Source organism: Enterobacter sp. ku-bf2, from assembly GCF_001742765.1.
Classification (GTDB): Bacteria; Pseudomonadota; Gammaproteobacteria; order Enterobacterales; family Enterobacteriaceae; genus Enterobacter; species Enterobacter quasiroggenkampii.
This window is the reverse complement of the sequence record NZ_MDVW01000008.1, coordinates 1-14,339: the sequence shown is the minus strand read 5'-3', so window position 1 is coordinate 14,339 and position 14,339 is coordinate 1. Positions and strand designations below refer to the sequence as shown.

At 50.2% G+C, this 14,339-nt stretch carries 29 protein-coding genes and 1 pseudogene; 1 reads left to right on the top strand and 29 read right to left on the bottom strand.

Annotated elements, in window-relative coordinates; all coding sequences use genetic code 11:
- Positions 1-5: 5 nt before the first annotated feature.
- The 26 genes from rpsD to rpsJ form a co-directional block, all read right to left on the bottom strand.
- A complete protein-coding gene (gene rpsD, locus BFG58_RS12100; protein WP_004868345.1) occupies positions 6-626 on the bottom strand; it encodes a 30S ribosomal protein S4 in 621 nt (206 codons plus the stop codon).
- A 33-nt stretch (positions 627-659) separates the two neighbouring features.
- Positions 660-1,049: a 30S ribosomal protein S11 gene (rpsK, locus tag BFG58_RS12095; RefSeq protein WP_003863312.1), complete on the bottom strand. Its 390-nt coding sequence runs from the start codon at positions 1,047-1,049 to the stop codon at positions 660-662.
- Positions 1,050-1,065: 16 nt separating this feature from the next.
- Entirely contained in the window at positions 1,066-1,422 is a 357-nt protein-coding gene (rpsM, locus tag BFG58_RS12090) for a 30S ribosomal protein S13 (protein ID WP_003863308.1), read from the bottom strand.
- A 146-nt stretch (positions 1,423-1,568) separates the two neighbouring features.
- On the bottom strand, positions 1,569-1,685 hold the full coding sequence (rpmJ, locus tag BFG58_RS12085; RefSeq protein WP_000868187.1) for a 50S ribosomal protein L36: 117 nt from the start codon (positions 1,683-1,685) through the stop codon (positions 1,569-1,571).
- A 31-nt stretch (positions 1,686-1,716) separates the two neighbouring features.
- Entirely contained in the window at positions 1,717-3,048 is a 1,332-nt protein-coding gene (secY, locus tag BFG58_RS12080) for a preprotein translocase subunit SecY (RefSeq protein ID WP_003863305.1), read from the bottom strand.
- 7 nt (positions 3,049-3,055) lie between these two features.
- Positions 3,056-3,490 (bottom strand): 50S ribosomal protein L15, encoded by a 435-nt coding sequence (rplO, locus tag BFG58_RS12075; RefSeq protein ID WP_003863304.1) that lies wholly within the window; start codon positions 3,488-3,490, stop codon positions 3,056-3,058.
- Positions 3,491-3,493: 3 nt separating this feature from the next.
- A complete protein-coding gene (gene rpmD, locus BFG58_RS12070) occupies positions 3,494-3,673 on the bottom strand; it encodes a 50S ribosomal protein L30 (RefSeq protein ID WP_003863301.1) in 180 nt (59 codons plus the stop codon).
- Between the two features lie 6 nt (positions 3,674-3,679).
- Positions 3,680-4,180, bottom strand: coding sequence for a 30S ribosomal protein S5 (rpsE, locus tag BFG58_RS12065; RefSeq protein WP_003863299.1), 501 nt, complete (start codon positions 4,178-4,180; stop codon positions 3,680-3,682).
- A 14-nt stretch (positions 4,181-4,194) separates the two neighbouring features.
- Positions 4,195-4,548 (bottom strand): 50S ribosomal protein L18, encoded by a 354-nt coding sequence (rplR, locus tag BFG58_RS12060; RefSeq protein WP_003863297.1) that lies wholly within the window; start codon positions 4,546-4,548, stop codon positions 4,195-4,197.
- A gap of 9 nt (positions 4,549-4,557) precedes the next feature.
- Entirely contained in the window at positions 4,558-5,091 is a 534-nt protein-coding gene (gene rplF / locus BFG58_RS12055; RefSeq protein WP_003863296.1) for a 50S ribosomal protein L6, read from the bottom strand.
- A gap of 12 nt (positions 5,092-5,103) precedes the next feature.
- Positions 5,104-5,496 (bottom strand): 30S ribosomal protein S8, encoded by a 393-nt coding sequence (gene rpsH, locus BFG58_RS12050; RefSeq protein WP_006178918.1) that lies wholly within the window; start codon positions 5,494-5,496, stop codon positions 5,104-5,106.
- Between the two features lie 30 nt (positions 5,497-5,526).
- On the bottom strand, positions 5,527-5,832 hold the full coding sequence (gene rpsN / locus BFG58_RS12045) for a 30S ribosomal protein S14 (RefSeq protein ID WP_003863291.1): 306 nt from the start codon (positions 5,830-5,832) through the stop codon (positions 5,527-5,529).
- A gap of 14 nt (positions 5,833-5,846) precedes the next feature.
- Positions 5,847-6,386, bottom strand: coding sequence for a 50S ribosomal protein L5 (gene rplE, locus BFG58_RS12040; protein ID WP_001096202.1), 540 nt, complete (start codon positions 6,384-6,386; stop codon positions 5,847-5,849).
- 14 nt (positions 6,387-6,400) lie between these two features.
- A complete protein-coding gene (rplX, locus tag BFG58_RS12035; RefSeq protein WP_003863287.1) occupies positions 6,401-6,715 on the bottom strand; it encodes a 50S ribosomal protein L24 in 315 nt (104 codons plus the stop codon).
- Between the two features lie 10 nt (positions 6,716-6,725).
- Positions 6,726-7,097, bottom strand: coding sequence for a 50S ribosomal protein L14 (gene rplN, locus BFG58_RS12030; protein WP_002919748.1), 372 nt, complete (start codon positions 7,095-7,097; stop codon positions 6,726-6,728).
- A 166-nt stretch (positions 7,098-7,263) separates the two neighbouring features.
- Positions 7,264-7,518, bottom strand: coding sequence for a 30S ribosomal protein S17 (rpsQ, locus tag BFG58_RS12025; protein ID WP_008503489.1), 255 nt, complete (start codon positions 7,516-7,518; stop codon positions 7,264-7,266).
- Positions 7,518-7,709 carry a 50S ribosomal protein L29 gene (gene rpmC, locus BFG58_RS12020; RefSeq protein ID WP_003863282.1) on the bottom strand — a complete coding sequence of 64 codons (192 nt, stop codon included), beginning with the start codon at positions 7,707-7,709 and terminating at the stop codon, positions 7,518-7,520. Before rpmC ends, rpsQ begins: the two co-directional genes overlap by 1 nt.
- Complete coding sequence (gene rplP / locus BFG58_RS12015) at positions 7,709-8,119, bottom strand: 50S ribosomal protein L16 (protein WP_002919759.1); 411 nt, start codon at positions 8,117-8,119, stop codon at positions 7,709-7,711. The genes rpmC and rplP overlap by 1 nt, the downstream gene beginning before the upstream one ends.
- Before the next feature lie 12 nt (positions 8,120-8,131).
- Entirely contained in the window at positions 8,132-8,833 is a 702-nt protein-coding gene (gene rpsC, locus BFG58_RS12010) for a 30S ribosomal protein S3 (protein WP_000529945.1), read from the bottom strand.
- A 17-nt stretch (positions 8,834-8,850) separates the two neighbouring features.
- Entirely contained in the window at positions 8,851-9,183 is a 333-nt protein-coding gene (gene rplV, locus BFG58_RS12005; RefSeq protein WP_002919773.1) for a 50S ribosomal protein L22, read from the bottom strand.
- A 14-nt stretch (positions 9,184-9,197) separates the two neighbouring features.
- On the bottom strand, positions 9,198-9,476 hold the full coding sequence (gene rpsS / locus BFG58_RS12000) for a 30S ribosomal protein S19 (RefSeq protein ID WP_001138117.1): 279 nt from the start codon (positions 9,474-9,476) through the stop codon (positions 9,198-9,200).
- 16 nt (positions 9,477-9,492) lie between these two features.
- Positions 9,493-10,314, bottom strand: a complete 822-nt coding sequence (gene rplB, locus BFG58_RS11995; protein ID WP_008457150.1) for a 50S ribosomal protein L2 — start codon at positions 10,312-10,314, stop codon at positions 9,493-9,495.
- 17 nt (positions 10,315-10,331) lie between these two features.
- On the bottom strand, positions 10,332-10,634 hold the full coding sequence (gene rplW / locus BFG58_RS11990) for a 50S ribosomal protein L23 (protein ID WP_000617546.1): 303 nt from the start codon (positions 10,632-10,634) through the stop codon (positions 10,332-10,334).
- Positions 10,631-11,236 carry a 50S ribosomal protein L4 gene (rplD, locus tag BFG58_RS11985; RefSeq protein WP_000424395.1) on the bottom strand — a complete coding sequence of 202 codons (606 nt, stop codon included), beginning with the start codon at positions 11,234-11,236 and terminating at the stop codon, positions 10,631-10,633. The genes rplW and rplD overlap by 4 nt, the downstream gene beginning before the upstream one ends.
- Positions 11,237-11,246: 10 nt before the next feature.
- Positions 11,247-11,876: a 50S ribosomal protein L3 gene (gene rplC / locus BFG58_RS11980; RefSeq protein ID WP_003863274.1), complete on the bottom strand. Its 630-nt coding sequence runs from the start codon at positions 11,874-11,876 to the stop codon at positions 11,247-11,249.
- Between the two features lie 32 nt (positions 11,877-11,908).
- Positions 11,909-12,220, bottom strand: a complete 312-nt coding sequence (gene rpsJ, locus BFG58_RS11975; RefSeq protein WP_001181005.1) for a 30S ribosomal protein S10 — start codon at positions 12,218-12,220, stop codon at positions 11,909-11,911.
- A gap of 379 nt (positions 12,221-12,599) precedes the next feature.
- Here rpsJ and BFG58_RS11970 point away from each other — a divergent pair, with 379 nt between their 5' ends.
- Positions 12,600-13,073, top strand: coding sequence for an A24 family peptidase (locus BFG58_RS11970; RefSeq protein ID WP_069719870.1), 474 nt, complete (start codon positions 12,600-12,602; stop codon positions 13,071-13,073).
- Here the strand turns inward: BFG58_RS11970 and bfr are convergent.
- The 3 genes and pseudogenes from bfr to tuf form a co-directional block, all read right to left on the bottom strand.
- Entirely contained in the window at positions 13,057-13,533 is a 477-nt protein-coding gene (gene bfr, locus BFG58_RS11965) for a bacterioferritin (protein ID WP_008503492.1), read from the bottom strand. The two genes, BFG58_RS11970 and bfr, sit on opposite strands and share 17 nt — an antisense overlap.
- A gap of 72 nt (positions 13,534-13,605) precedes the next feature.
- Positions 13,606-13,800 carry a bacterioferritin-associated ferredoxin gene (bfd, locus tag BFG58_RS11960; RefSeq protein ID WP_008503493.1) on the bottom strand — a complete coding sequence of 65 codons (195 nt, stop codon included), beginning with the start codon at positions 13,798-13,800 and terminating at the stop codon, positions 13,606-13,608.
- A 179-nt stretch (positions 13,801-13,979) separates the two neighbouring features.
- Positions 13,980-14,339: pseudogene (gene tuf, locus BFG58_RS11955) on the bottom strand (elongation factor Tu); the annotation flags it as partial.

Below are 14,339 nucleotides of genomic sequence, written 5' to 3'. Positions count from 1 at the left end.
AAGCTTTACTTGGAGTAAAGCTCGACGATCAGGTGTTCGTTAATGTCCGCAGACAGATCAGAACGTTCTGGCTGACGCTTGAACGTACCTTCCATCTTGCCAGCATCAACTTCCAGCCAGGTTGGCTTTTCACGCTGCTCAGCCAGCTCCAGAGCGGCCTTCACGCGAGATTGCTTTTTCGCTTTCTCACGAATGCTAACAACGTCATTCGCTTTAACCTGATAAGAAGCGATGTTAACAACACGACCGTTTACCATGATTGCTTTGTGGCTAACCAGCTGACGTGATTCAGCACGAGTAGCGCCGAAGCCCATACGGTATACAACGTTGTCCAGACGACCTTCCAGCAGAGCCAGCAGGTTTTCACCTGTGTTGCCTTTCAGACGTGCTGCTTCTTTATAGTAGTTACGGAACTGACGCTCCAGCACACCGTACATACGGCGAACTTTTTGCTTTTCACGCAACTGCACACCATAGTCAGACAGACGCGGTTTACGCGCACCGTGCTGGCCAGGAGCTTGTTCAATTTTACACTTGGTATCGATCGCGCGAACGCCAGACTTAAGGAATAAGTCGGTGCCCTCACGACGGCTCAGCTTGAGCTTAGGACCCAAATATCTTGCCATTTTCTATCTCCAACTAACCTAAAAAACGGAGCGTTATACGCGACGTTTTTTCGGCGGACGACAACCGTTATGAGGGATCGGAGTCACATCAGTAATATTCGTGATGCGGAAACCAGCGGCGTTCAGAGCGCGAACAGTAGATTCACGACCCGGACCCGGACCTTTAACCATAACTTCCAGATTCTTGATGCCGTATTCTTTTACGGCTTCAGCGCAACGCTCTGCTGCAACCTGAGCTGCGAACGGAGTGGATTTGCGAGAACCACGGAAACCGGAACCACCGGCTGTTGCCCAACCCAATGCGTTACCCTGACGATCAGTAATAGTAACGATGGTGTTGTTGAAAGAAGCATGGATATGAGCCACGCCGTCAGAGACTTGTTTTCTTACACGTTTACGTGCACGAACTGGTGCCTTTGCCATTATTCAATCACCCCGATTATTTCTTGATCGGTTTGCGCGGACCCTTACGGGTACGTGCGTTGGTCTTAGTACGCTGACCGCGCACTGGCAGACCACGACGATGACGCAAACCGCGATAGCAACCAAGATCCATCAGGCGCTTGATGCTCATGCTGATTTCACGGCGCAGATCACCTTCAACGACAAATTTGGCAACTTCGTCACGCAGCGTGTCGATTTGTTCTTCAGACAGCTCACTGATCTTAACATCTTCAGCGATACCCGCTGCAGCCAGAATGGCTTTAGAACGGGTCTTGCCGACGCCGTAGATCGAAGTTAATGCGATCACAGCATGTTTCTGATCAGGAATGTTAATGCCTGCTATACGGGCCACTATGCACTCCTACTATTTAATATGTACGCACCATGCTGAAAAGCCCGTTTTCAGGATACTCAAATGGAAACGTACAGACATACAAAAGATTGGCTGGCTAATCTAGCCAGCTCAACCCAACTTTGCAAGAAAAATATGCGAAATAATCAGCCTTGGCGCTGTTTATGCTTCGGCTCGGCACTGCAAATCACACGGATGACACCATCACGCTTAACGATTTTGCAGTTACGGCATAATTTCTTGACGGAAGCACGAACTTTCATTTTTACTCTCCGTAACTTCTCAGGCGACCAATTAGCGGCCGTAGCCTTTCAGGTTCGCCTTCTTCAATGCAGACTCATACTGACTGGACATCATCAGAGTTTGCACTTGAGCCATAAAGTCCATAATCACGACAACAACGATAAGCAGTGAGGTCCCACCGAAGTAGAACGGTACTTTCATTGCATCACGCATGAACTCCGGGATCAGGCAGATAAAAGTAATATAGAGCGCACCAACCAAAGTCAGGCGGGTCATTACTTTATCGATATACTTCGCCGTTTGCTCTCCCGGACGAATTCCTGGTACAAATGCACCGGACTTCTTCAGGTTATCTGCTGTTTCACGCGGGTTGAAGACCAACGCCGTGTAGAAGAAACAGAAGAAGATGATCGCAGACGCATAGAGTAACACATAAAGTGGTTGCCCAGGCTGCAAATACAGCGAAATTGTTGTCAGCCAGTTCCAACCAGTACCGCCCCCGAACCATGACGCGATGGTCGCCGGGAACAGAATAATACTGGAAGCGAAGATAGCCGGGATAACCCCCGCCATGTTCACTTTCAGCGGTAAATGTGTGCTCTGTGCAGCATAGACACGACGACCTTGCTGACGTTTAGCGTAGTTCACCACAATGCGGCGTTGACCACGTTCAACGAAGACAACAAAGAACGTCACTGCAAATACTAATACTGCAACCAACAGCAACAGGAGGAAGTGCAGGTCGCCTTGACGCGCTTGCTCGATAGTGTGGGCGATGGCTGGCGGGAGGCCCGCAACAATACCGGCGAAGATAATGATTGAGATACCGTTACCGATACCACGCTCAGTAATCTGTTCGCCGAGCCACATCAGGAACATTGTCCCTGTGACCAGACTTACAACAGCGGTGAAGTAGAATGCAAAGCCCGGGTTTAACACCAGGCCCTGCATACCAGGCATATTCGGCAGACCGGTAGCAATACCGATCGACTGGAATATTGCCAGCACCAGAGTACCGTAACGGGTGTACTGACTAATCTTACGACGTCCAGACTCCCCTTCTTTCTTCAACTCTGCCAGGGCCGGATGAACGACCGTCAGCAGCTGGATAATAATAGATGCCGAAATGTACGGCATAATACCCAATGCGAAGATAGAAGCACGGCTGAGAGCACCACCAGAGAACATGTTGAACATTTCAATGATGGTGCCTCGCTGTTGCTCAAGCAGTTTGGCAAGTACAGCGGCATCGATACCAGGGATCGGAATAAAAGAGCCAATACGGAACACAATCAGCGCGCCGATAACAAACAGCAGTCTGCGTTTCAGCTCGCCAAATCCACCTTTGGCACTTTGAAAATCTAATCCCGGTTGCTTAGCCATCTGCTACTTATTCCTCAATTTTACCGCCAGCAGCTTCGATAGCAGCACGAGCACCTTTAGTAACACGCAGGCCACGAACAGTTACCGGAGTAGAAACTTCACCAGCCAGGATCACTTTCGCGAACTCGATCTGGATACCGATAATGTTTGCTGCTTTCAGCGTGTTCAGGTCTACAACGCCGCCTTCAACTTTCGCCAGGTCAGACAGACGGATTTCCGCTGTGATCGCTGCTTTGCGAGAGGTGAAGCCGAACTTCGGCAGACGACGGTACAGTGGCATCTGGCCACCCTCGAAACCGCGACGTACGCCACCGCCAGAACGAGAGTTCTGACCTTTGTGACCACGACCACCGGTTTTGCCGAGGCCAGAACCGATACCACGACCCAGGCGTTTACCCGCCTTTTTAGAGCCTTCGGCCGGAGACAGAGTATTTAAACGCATCTCTTACTCCTCAACTTTAACCATGAAGTAAACCGCGTTGACCATACCACGAACAGCAGGAGTATCCTCGCGCTCAACGGTATGACCAATACGACGCAGACCCAGGCCAAGCAGCGTTGCCTTGTGTTTCGGCAGACGACCGATTGCACTGCGGGTTTGAGTGATTTTAATAGTCTTTGCCATGGTCAATTACCCCAGAATTTCTTCAACGGATTTACCACGCTTGGCAGCGACCATTTCTGGAGAATTCATATTTTCCAGGCCATCAATAGTTGCACGAACCACGTTGATCGGGTTGGTGGAACCATATGCTTTAGCCAGAACGTTATGAACCCCAGCAACTTCCAGAACGGCGCGCATTGCACCACCGGCGATGATACCGGTACCTTCTGAAGCTGGCTGCATGAATACACGAGAACCCGTGTGAACACCTTTAACTGGGTGCTGCAGGGTGCCGTTGTTCAGCGCGACGTTAATCATGTTGCGACGGGCTTTTTCCATCGCTTTCTGGATCGCTGCTGGAACTTCACGCGCTTTACCGTAACCAAAACCAACGCGACCGTTACCATCGCCTACTACAGTCAGAGCTGTGAAGGAGAAAATACGACCACCTTTAACGGTTTTAGATACGCGGTTTACCGCGATCAGCTTTTCCTGCAGTTCGCCAGCCTGTTTTTCGATGTGAGCCATCTTACACCTCTACCTTAGAACTGAAGGCCAGCTTCACGGGCAGCATCTGCCAGTGCCTGGACACGACCATGATATTGGAACCCGGAACGGTCAAAGGAAACATTGCTGATGCCTTTTTCCAGAGCGCGTTCAGCAACAGCTTTACCTACAGCTGCAGCGGCGTCTTTGTTACCGGTGTACTTCAATTGTTCTGAGATAGCTTTTTCTACAGTAGAAGCAGCTACCAGAACTTCAGAACCGTTCGGTGCAATTACCTGTGCGTAAATATGACGCGGGGTACGATGTACCACCAGGCGAGTTGCACCCAGCTCTTTGAGCTTGCGGCGTGCGCGGGTCGCACGACGGATACGAGCAGATTTCTTATCCATAGTGTTACCTTACTTCTTCTTAGCCTCTTTGGTACGCACGACTTCGTCGGCGTAACGAACACCCTTGCCTTTGTAAGGCTCAGGACGACGGTAGGCGCGCAGATCTGCTGCAACCTGACCGATCAGCTGTTTATCAGCGCCTTTCAGCACGATTTCAGTTTGAGTCGGGCATTCTGCAGTGATACCGGCCGGCAGCGGATGCTCAACAGGGTGTGAGAAGCCCAGAGACAGGCCTACTGCATTCCCTTTGATAGCTGCACGATAACCTACACCAACCAGCTGAAGCTTTTTAGTGAAGCCTTCGGTAACACCAACAACCATTGAGTTCAGCAGGGCACGCGCGGTACCAGCCTGAGCCCATCCATCCACGAAACCATCACGTGGACCGAAGGTCAGAGCGTTATCTGCATGTTTAACTTCAACAGCTTTGTTGAGGGTACGAGTCAGCTCGCCGTTTTTACCTTTGATCGTAATAACCTGACCGTCGATTTTTACATCAACGCCGGCAGGAATAACGACCGGTGCTTTAGCAACACGAGACATTCTTTCCTCCGATTAGGCTACGTAGCAGATAATTTCGCCACCAAGACCAGCCTGGCGCGCTGCACGATCAGTCATAACACCTTTAGAGGTAGAAACAACTGCGATACCAAGACCAGCCATAACTTTTGGCAGCTCATCTTTTTTCTTATAGATGCGCAGGCCTGGGCGGCTGACACGCTGAATGCTTTCTACAACAGCTTTACCCTGGAAATACTTGAGAGTAAGTTCCAGTTCCGGCTTGGTGTCGCCTTCAACTTTAAAATCTTCGATAAAACCTTCTTCCTTCAGCACGTTGGCAATTGCCACTTTCAGCTTGGCGGAAGGCATGGTGACCGCAACTTTGTTCGCGGCCTGACCGTTACGGATACGGGTCAGCATATCCGCGATCGGATCTTGCATGCTCATCTGTCTTTACTCCCGTGATTCAATTGGTAATTACCAGCTAGCCTTTTTCAAGCCTGGCACTTCACCGCGCATAGCGGCTTCACGCAGTTTGATACGGCTCAACCCAAACTTGCCCACATAACCATGTGGACGACCTGTTTGACGACAGCGGTTACGCTGACGAGACGGGCTGGAATCACGCGGCAGAGACTGCAGCTTGAGAACCGCATTCCAACGATCTTCGTCGGAAGCGTTCACATCAGAAATGATCGCTTTCAGTTCAGCGCGTTTAGCGAAGAATTTATCAGCTAAAGCTACGCGCTTTACTTCGCGTGCTTTCATTGATTGCTTAGCCATTCAGTAACCCTACCTTACTTGCGGAACGGGAAGTCAAAGGCAGCCAGCAGAGCACGGCCTTCTTCGTCAGATTTCGCAGTAGTGGTAATGGTAATATCCAAACCACGCACGCGGTCGACTTTATCGTAGTCGATTTCTGGGAAGATGATCTGCTCACGGACACCCATGCTGTAGTTACCACGACCGTCGAAAGACTTAGCGGACAAGCCACGGAAGTCACGGATACGTGGAACAGCAATAGTGATCAGGCGCTCAAAGAACTCCCACATGCGTTCGCCACGCAGAGTTACTTTACAGCCGATCGGATAGCCCTGACGGATTTTGAAGCCTGCAACAGATTTGCGTGCTTTGGTGATCAGCGGTTTTTGACCGGAGATTGCTGTCAGGTCAGCTGCTGCGTTATCCAGCAGTTTCTTGTCAGCGATCGCTTCACCAACACCCATGTTCAGGGTGATCTTCTCGACCCGAGGGACTTGCATGACAGAATTGTAGTTAAACTCGGTCATGAGTTTCTTAACTACTTCGTCTTTGTAGTAATCATGCAGTTTCGCCATCGTACTACTCCAAATTACTTGATAGTTTCGCTGTTAGACTTGAAGAAACGGACTTTTTTGCCGTCTTCGAATCTAAAGCCTACACGGTCAGCCTTGCCGGTAGCCGCATTGAAGATTGCAACGTTAGAAACCTGAATAGCAGCTTCTTTTTCAACGATGCCACCTGGTTGGTTCAGGGCCGGAACCGGCTTCTGATGTTTCTTAACCAGGTTGATACCTTCAACGACAAGTTTGCCGGAAGACAGAACATTTTTTACTTTACCGCGTTTACCTTTATCTTTACCGGTTAACACGATAACTTCGTCATCACGACGGATTTTCGCTGCCATGATTCGCTCCTTAGAGTACTTCTGGTGCCAGAGAGATAATTTTCATGAACTTCTCAGTACGAAGTTCACGAGTTACCGGCCCAAAGATACGCGTGCCGATAGGCTGCTCGCTGTTATTGTTTAAAATAACGCATGCATTACCATCGAAGCGAATGACAGAACCGTCAGGGCGACGAACACCCTTCTTGGTGCGCACCACTACCGCCTTCAGCACATCACCTTTTTTGACCTTACCACGTGGAATTGCTTCCTTGATGGTGATCTTGATGATGTCGCCTACGCCTGCGTAGCGACGGTGCGAGCCACCCAGAACCTTGATACACATTACGCGACGTGCACCGGAGTTGTCGGCGACGTTCAGCATAGTCTGTTCTTGGATCATTTTAGTGCTCCGCTAATGTCAACTACTACCTGAGACTCTAAAATCAGAGCCGTTAAAAAGCCCCATATCGAGGGCGCGGCATTATAACACCGCTTCTGCAATATGGGTAGAAAAAATAAACGGCTCATCGCTGAGCCGTTTATTCGTATTGAGAAGGCGTACTGTATTACAGAACCGCTTTCTCTACAACGCGAACCAGCGTCCAGGACTTAGTCTTGGACAGTGGACGGCATTCACGGATTTCAACCTTGTCGCCGATACCACATTCGTTGTTCTCGTCATGTACGTGCAGTTTGGTCGTACGCTTGATGAATTTACCGTAGATCGGGTGTTTCACAATACGTTCGATAGCTACAACAATGGATTTCTCCATTTTGTCGCTAACAACACGACCTTGCAGAGTACGGATTTTATCGGTCATTACGCACCCGCCTTCTGAGTCAGTAAAGTCTTAACGCGTGCAACATTGCGACGCACTTGCTTCAGCAGGTGAGTCTGTTGCAGCTGGCCACTTGCAGCCTGCATACGCAGGTTGAACTGCTCACGCAGCAGGTTCAGCAGCTCAGCGTTCAGCTCTTCAACGCTTTTTTCACGCAGCTCTTTTGCTTTCATTACATCACCGTCTTAGTTACAAAGGTGGTTTTGATAGGCAGTTTCGCTGCTGCCAGGCCGAAGGCTTCACGGGCCAGCTCTTCCGGAACACCGTCCATTTCATAAAGGACTTTGCCCGGTTGGATCAAGGCAACCCAGTACTCCACGTTACCTTTACCTTTACCCATACGAACTTCCAGCGGCTTCTCGGTGATCGGTTTGTCCGGGAATACACGGATCCAGATCTTACCTTGACGCTTAACTGCACGGGTCATTGCACGACGTGCTGCTTCGATCTGACGTGCAGTCAGACGACCACGGCCAACAGCTTTCAGACCGAAAGTGCCGAAGCTAACATCCGTACCCTGCGCCAGACCACGGTTGCGGCCTTTGTGCACTTTACGGAATTTTGTACGCTTTGGTTGTAACATCAGCGACGCTCCTTATTTACGGCCTTTACGCTGCTGCTTTTTAGGTTGAGCAGCCGGTTTTTCCGGTTGTTCAACAGCAGCCATACCACCCAGGATCTCACCTTTGAAGATCCATACCTTAACGCCGATTACACCGTAAGTGGTGTGCGCTTCAGAGGTGTTGTAGTCGATGTCAGCACGCAGAGTGTGCAGCGGTACGCGACCTTCACGGTACCATTCGGTACGTGCGATTTCCGCGCCGCCCAGACGGCCGCTAACTTCAACTTTGATACCTTTAGCGCCCAGACGCATTGCGTTCTGTACAGCACGCTTCATAGCACGACGGAACATAACACGACGTTCCAGCTGAGAAGTGATGCTGTCAGCAACCAATTTAGCGTCCAGTTCAGGCTTACGAACTTCAGCGATATTGATCTGTGCAGGAACGCCAGCGATATCCGCTACGACCTTGCGCAGTTTTTCTACGTCTTCGCCTTTCTTACCGATAACGATGCCAGGACGAGCAGTGTGAATAGTCACACGGATGCTCTTCGCTGGACGCTCGATAACGATACGAGATACAGACGCTTTAGCCAGTTCCTTAGTCAGGTACTGACGTACTTTAAAATCGCTGTCCAGGTTGTCAGCGAATTCTTTGGTGTTCGCAAACCAGGTAGAGTTCCATGGTTTTACAATACCCAGGCGAATACCATTAGGATGTACTTTCTGACCCATTGCTAGTCTCCAGAGTCTCAGCGATCGGACACAACCACAGTAATGTGGCTGGTGCGCTTCAGGATGCGATCTGCACGACCTTTCGCACGCGGCATAATGCGCTTCATGCTTGGGCCTTCATCTACGAAAATTTTCGCGACTTTCAGATCGTCGATGTCAGCGCCATCGTTGTGTTCAGCGTTAGCAATGGCAGATTCCAGTACTTTCTTGACCAATACCGCAGCTTTCTTGTTGGTATAGGTCAGGATGTCCAGGGCCTGCGACACTTTCTTACCGCGAATCAGGTCAGCAACAAGGCGAACCTTCTGTGCAGAAGAACGAGCATGGCGATGTTGAGCTAAAGTTTCCATCTCTTCCTCCTACCTTATTTCTTCTTCGCTTTTTTATCAGCAGCGTGGCCGCGATAAGTACGAGTCGGTGCGAATTCACCCAGTTTGTGACCAACCATTTCGTCGGTAACAAAGACTGGAACGTGCTGACGACCATTATGGACAGCGATGGTCAAACCGATCATGTTAGGAAAGATCGTTGAACGACGGGACCAAGTGCGCAGGGGCTTCTTGTCTCCGCTTTCCACCGCTTTCTCTACCTTCTTCAGCAAGTGCAGGTCAATAAAAGGACCTTTCTTGAGAGAACGTGGCATGGCTTATCCTCTAAAATTATTTGCTACGGCGACGTACGATAAATTTATCAGTACGCTTGTTGCTGCGGGTCTTCTTACCTTTGGTCTGAACGCCCCACGGAGATACCGGGTGCTTACCAAAGTTACGACCTTCACCACCACCATGTGGGTGGTCGACTGGGTTCATCGCAGTACCGCGAACGGTAGGACGAACACCACGCCAGCGTGCAGCACCTGCTTTACCCAGAACGCGCAGCATATGCTCAGCATTGCCAACTTCGCCCAGAGTAGCGCGGCAGTCTGCTTCGACTTTACGCATTTCACCAGAACGCAGACGCAGGGTGACATAAGCACCATCACGCGCAACGATCTGAACGTAAGTACCCGCGGAACGCGCCAGCTGACCGCCTTTACCTGGTTTCATTTCTACATTATGAACGGTAGAACCAACCGGGATATTGCGCATCGGCAGGGTGTTGCCTGCTTTGATTGCAGCATCAACGCCAGACTGAATCTGGTCGCCAGCTTTCAGGCCTTTAGGGGCCAGGATGTAACGGCGTTCGCCATCTTTGTACAGAACCAGCGCGATGTTCGCGGAACGGTTCGGATCGTACTCAAGACGTTCAACAACTGCTGGGATACCGTCTTTGTTGCGTTTGAAGTCAACAATACGATAAGCCTGCTTGTGGCCACCACCGATGTGACGAGTGGTGATACGGCCATTGTTGTTACGACCACCGGATTTGCTGTTTTTTTCCAGCAACGGAGCAAAAGGTTTGCCCTTGTGCAGCTCAGGGTTAACCACTTTAACTACGTGGCGACGACCCGGAGATGTCGGTTTACATTTAACAACTGCCATTGTATTACTCCTCCGACTTACTCAGCGCCGCCAACGAAGTCCAGATTCTGGCCTTCTTTCAGGGTGACGTAAGCTTTTTTCCAGTCGCTACGACGACCGATACGCTGTCCGTGACGTTTAACTTTCCCTTTAACTACCAGGGTGTTAACGACTTCGACTTCGACTTCAAACAGTTTCTGCACAGCAGCTTTGATCTCTGCTTTGGTCGCGTCTTTAGCAACTTTGAGAACGATGGTGTTTGTTTTTTCCATCGCAGTAGACGCTTTTTCAGAAACGTGCGGTGCACGAAGCACCTTCAGCAGACGTTCTTCACGAATCATGCCAGCATCTCCTCAACTTGCTTAACAGCATCAGCAGTCATTACGACTTTGTCGAAGGCGATCAGGCTAACCGGGTCGATACCAGTCGCATCGCGTACGTCAACCTTGTGCAGGTTACGTGCGGCCAGGAACAGGTTCTCGTCCAGCTCACCGGTGATGATCAGCACATCTTCCAGAGCCATGTCTTTCAGTTTCTGTGCCAGCAGCTTAGTTTTAGGCGCTTCAACAGAGAACTTCTCGACAACGATCAGACGATCCTGACGTACCAGTTCGGACAGGATGCTTTTCAGCGCGCCGCGGTACATCTTTTTGTTAACTTTTTGACTGTGGTCCTGTGGACGCGCAGCGAAGGTCACGCCACCTGAACGCCAAATCGGGCTCTTGATAGAACCTGAACGCGCACGGCCGGTACCTTTCTGGCGCCATGGCTTTTTGCCAGAACCAGTTACTTCAGCACGAGTCTTCTGAGCACGAGTACCCTGACGAGCACCAGCTGCATAAGCAACAACAACCTGGTGAACCAGCGCTTCGTTGAAATCACGACCGAAGGTAGTTTCGGAAACAGTCAGCGCGCTCTGCGCGTCTTTCAATACTAATTCCATTGCTATCCCCTTACGCCTTCACAGCTGGTTTAACGATCAGGTCGCTACCGGTTGCACCCGGGACCGCACCTTTAACCAGCAGCAGGTTGCGCTCAGCGTCAACACGTACTACGTCCAGGCTCTGAACGGTTACACGTTCGTTGCCCAGCTGACCTGCCATTTTCTTGCCTTTGAACACTTTGCCCGGAGTCTGGTTCTGACCGATAGAACCCGGAACGCGGTGAGACAAGGAGTTACCGTGGGTAGCGTCCTGGGTACGGAAGTTCCAGCGCTTAACGGTACCAGCAAAACCTTTACCTTTAGAGGTACCGGTTACGTCAACTTTTTTAACGTCAGCAAACAGCTCAACGCTAATGTCCTGACCTACGGTGAACTCTTCGCCTTCAGCAAGACGGAATTCCCACAGACCACGGCCAGCTTCTACGCCAGCTTTAGCGAAGTGACCCGCTTCTGGTTTGGTTACACGGTTAGCTTTTTTAGCACCAGTGGTAACCTGAATAGCGCGGTAGCCATCGTTAGCCAGATCTTTAACCTGAGTAACGCGGTTTGCTTCAACTTCGATTACGGTTACTGGGATAGAAACGCCATCTTCAGTGAAGATGCGGGTCATACCCACTTTTTTACCGACTAAACCAATCATTGTTTCAACCTCTCAATCGCTCGATGACCTGATTAACCCAGGCTGATCTGCACGTCTACACCGGCAGCCAGATCCAGACGCATCAGAGCATCAACGGTTTTCTCAGTTGGCTCAACGATGTCAACCAGACGCTTGTGAGTGCGGATTTCGTACTGATCGCGCGCGTCTTTGTTAACGTGCGGAGAGATCAGAACGGTGAAGCGCTCTTTGCGGGTCGGCAGCGGGATCGGACCACGGACTTGCGCACCAGTGCGCTTAGCAGTCTCGACGATTTCCGCGGTTGATTGATCGATCAGACGATGATCAAACGCTTTAAGGCGGATACGGATTCTTTGGTTCTGCATGAGACCAGAGCTCCAATTATTTTATAAACGAAAATGATTACTCCTCAAACCCATTACGATTGATGGGAGAGTGTAACCGTTCTTACGTAGCTCCCCAATTGGGAGCATTGTTGAGTAACAAAATGAGCTACTCTGGTTCTGATTGAACCCGCCGTCAATTACGACAAGCCCGCGCATTATACGTAAATCTGGGCAAGACGCAAGTGCCGTTTAGAAATTAAGCGCCAATGTCGCTGGTGCGTAAGAGCGCGCAACGTTATATGCAATGTATTCTGCGGCGATGCTTTGTTTCGAGCCGCTACGCATCTCCGTTTTTTGTGCATTGCCGGACAGGCCGATTATAACGACTATGCGCTCAAACCCGTTTGAGGCCTTTTACATGCTAACCACCCTCCCCTTTCTGCTGATCTATCTTTCACTGACTGCCTTACTGGTACATGCCGATATTCGCTACGGTCTGCTTCCCGATAAATTTCTCTGCCCGCTGCTATGGGCGGGGCTGCTCTTCCAGCTCTGTATCCAACCTGATTTTCTGCCGAGCGCGGTGGCGGGTGCGATGGCTGGATATATTGGCTTTGCCGTTATTTACTGGGGCTACTGGTTTATCTGCCGGCGTGAAGGTATGGGATATGGCGATGTGAAATACCTGGCGGCGCTTGGTGCATGGCACGGCTGGTGCGTACTGCCTACGCTGGCGTTACTCGCGGCACTGATGGCGCTTCTTTGCATTCTTGTCTTTTCGTTCATTCGCCCTGATAAGAAAGCAATAAAAAACCCGCTGCCTTTTGGGCCATTTCTGGCAGCAGCGGGTTTATGCGTAGGCTGGAAGACGTTGCTTATTCTTCCACTTTAATCTGTGACTGAAGATAGTTTTGCAGGCCAATTTTAGCAATGAGATCCAGCTCTGTTTCCAGCCAGTCAATATGCCCTTCTTCATCGGCCAGGATCTGGATCATCATATCGCGGCTGACGTAGTCATGTACGCTGTCAGCATAGGCAATGGCTTCACGGAGATCTTTAGCGCCTTCAAGTTCCAGCCTGAGGTCGGAACGCAGCATCTCTTCGACATCTTCTCCGATGCCCAGCTTGCCGAGATCCTGCAGGTTTGGAATGCCTTCAAGGAATAAAATACGCTCGATATATTTATCAGCGTGTTTCATCTCATCTATAGATTCATGGTACTCAACGTCGTTTAAACGTTTGAGTCCCCAGTTTTTGAACATTCTCGCGTGAAGAAAATACTGGTTGATTGCGACAAGCTCATTTCCCAATAATTTATTGAGATAACTTATGATTTTAACATCACCTTTCATTATATAGTCCCTCCGCTTCCACTCATTGAAGCGTAGATCGGGCTACAGGGATGTCAAAAAAAAGATGGGCGCTTACGCGATCTCTTTGTATTCCGGGATCTGCATCAGTTCGTCCTGCATGATCTCTCGCGCAGCACGTACACATTTACCGCATTGATTTCCCACCGGAACAAATTTGCGAAGCTGCTGGAATGACTGGGGCTGAAACTGGCGAACGGCCTGACGTATTTTTTTGTCGCTTACACCATTACATAAACAAACGTACATAGAAACTCCCGTTCAAATTATGCGCAAAGTGTAAGTGAGAATGGTTATGATTACAATAGCACAAACGCCAGAATGCGGGGCGGGAGCAGGCAAAAAATGCGAAATTTTGTGACAACGCCTGAGCGGCAGAAAACAAAAAAGGACGCCGAAGCGTCCTTTTTTTATTCGGGGATAATTAATTAGCCCAGAACTTTAGCAACAACGCCCGCGCCAACGGTACGGCCGCCTTCACGGATTGCGAAACGCAGACCGTCGTCCATCGCGATTGGGTGGATCAGAGTCACAACCATCTTGATGTTGTCGCCTGGCATTACCATCTCAACGCCTTCTGGCAGTTCGATGGTACCGGTCACGTCAGTAGTACGGAAGTAGAACTGTGGACGGTAGCCTTTGAAGAACGGAGTATGACGGCCGCCTTCGTCTTTGGACAGGATGTACACTTCAGATTCGAACTTGGTGTGTGGCTTGATTGAGCCTGGCTTAGCCAGAACCTGACCACGTTCGATTTCTTCACGTTTGATACCACGCAGCAGAACACC

Coding starts and splice junctions, on each gene's coding strand:
- rpsD (WP_004868345.1), bottom strand. CDS start 626: ATGGCAAGATATTTGGGTCCTAAGCTCAAGCTGAGCCGTCGTGAGGGC.
- rpsK (WP_003863312.1), bottom strand. CDS start 1,049: ATGGCAAAGGCACCAGTTCGTGCACGTAAACGTGTAAGAAAACAAGTC.
- rpmJ (WP_000868187.1), bottom strand. CDS start 1,685: ATGAAAGTTCGTGCTTCCGTCAAGAAATTATGCCGTAACTGCAAAATC.
- secY (WP_003863305.1), bottom strand. CDS start 3,048: ATGGCTAAGCAACCGGGATTAGATTTTCAAAGTGCCAAAGGTGGATTT.
- rplO (WP_003863304.1), bottom strand. CDS start 3,490: ATGCGTTTAAATACTCTGTCTCCGGCCGAAGGCTCTAAAAAGGCGGGT.
- rpmD (WP_003863301.1), bottom strand. CDS start 3,673: ATGGCAAAGACTATTAAAATCACTCAAACCCGCAGTGCAATCGGTCGT.
- rpsE (WP_003863299.1), bottom strand. CDS start 4,180: ATGGCTCACATCGAAAAACAGGCTGGCGAACTGCAGGAAAAGCTGATC.
- rplR (WP_003863297.1), bottom strand. CDS start 4,548: ATGGATAAGAAATCTGCTCGTATCCGTCGTGCGACCCGCGCACGCCGC.
- rplF (WP_003863296.1), bottom strand. CDS start 5,091: ATGTCTCGTGTTGCTAAAGCACCGGTCGTTATTCCTGCCGGCGTTGAT.
- rpsH (WP_006178918.1), bottom strand. CDS start 5,496: ATGAGCATGCAAGATCCGATCGCGGATATGCTGACCCGTATCCGTAAC.
- rpsN (WP_003863291.1), bottom strand. CDS start 5,832: ATGGCTAAGCAATCAATGAAAGCACGCGAAGTAAAGCGCGTAGCTTTA.
- rplE (WP_001096202.1), bottom strand. CDS start 6,386: ATGGCGAAACTGCATGATTACTACAAAGACGAAGTAGTTAAGAAACTC.
- rplX (WP_003863287.1), bottom strand. CDS start 6,715: ATGGCAGCGAAAATCCGTCGTGATGACGAAGTTATCGTGTTAACCGGT.
- rplN (WP_002919748.1), bottom strand. CDS start 7,097: ATGATCCAAGAACAGACTATGCTGAACGTCGCCGACAACTCCGGTGCA.
- rpsQ (WP_008503489.1), bottom strand. CDS start 7,518: ATGACCGATAAAATCCGTACTCTGCAAGGTCGTGTTGTTAGCGACAAA.
- rpmC (WP_003863282.1), bottom strand. CDS start 7,709: ATGAAAGCAAAAGAGCTGCGTGAAAAAAGCGTTGAAGAGCTGAACGCT.
- rplP (WP_002919759.1), bottom strand. CDS start 8,119: ATGTTACAACCAAAGCGTACAAAATTCCGTAAAGTGCACAAAGGCCGC.
- rpsC (WP_000529945.1), bottom strand. CDS start 8,833: ATGGGTCAGAAAGTACATCCTAATGGTATTCGCCTGGGTATTGTAAAA.
- rplV (WP_002919773.1), bottom strand. CDS start 9,183: ATGGAAACTTTAGCTCAACATCGCCATGCTCGTTCTTCTGCACAGAAG.
- rpsS (WP_001138117.1), bottom strand. CDS start 9,476: ATGCCACGTTCTCTCAAGAAAGGTCCTTTTATTGACCTGCACTTGCTG.
- rplB (WP_008457150.1), bottom strand. CDS start 10,314: ATGGCAGTTGTTAAATGTAAACCGACATCTCCGGGTCGTCGCCACGTA.
- rplW (WP_000617546.1), bottom strand. CDS start 10,634: ATGATTCGTGAAGAACGTCTGCTGAAGGTGCTTCGTGCACCGCACGTT.
- rplD (WP_000424395.1), bottom strand. CDS start 11,236: ATGGAATTAGTATTGAAAGACGCGCAGAGCGCGCTGACTGTTTCCGAA.
- rplC (WP_003863274.1), bottom strand. CDS start 11,876: ATGATTGGTTTAGTCGGTAAAAAAGTGGGTATGACCCGCATCTTCACT.
- rpsJ (WP_001181005.1), bottom strand. CDS start 12,220: ATGCAGAACCAAAGAATCCGTATCCGCCTTAAAGCGTTTGATCATCGT.
- BFG58_RS11970 (WP_069719870.1), top strand. CDS start 12,600: ATGCTAACCACCCTCCCCTTTCTGCTGATCTATCTTTCACTGACTGCC.
- bfr (WP_008503492.1), bottom strand. CDS start 13,533: ATGAAAGGTGATGTTAAAATCATAAGTTATCTCAATAAATTATTGGGA.
- bfd (WP_008503493.1), bottom strand. CDS start 13,800: ATGTACGTTTGTTTATGTAATGGTGTAAGCGACAAAAAAATACGTCAG.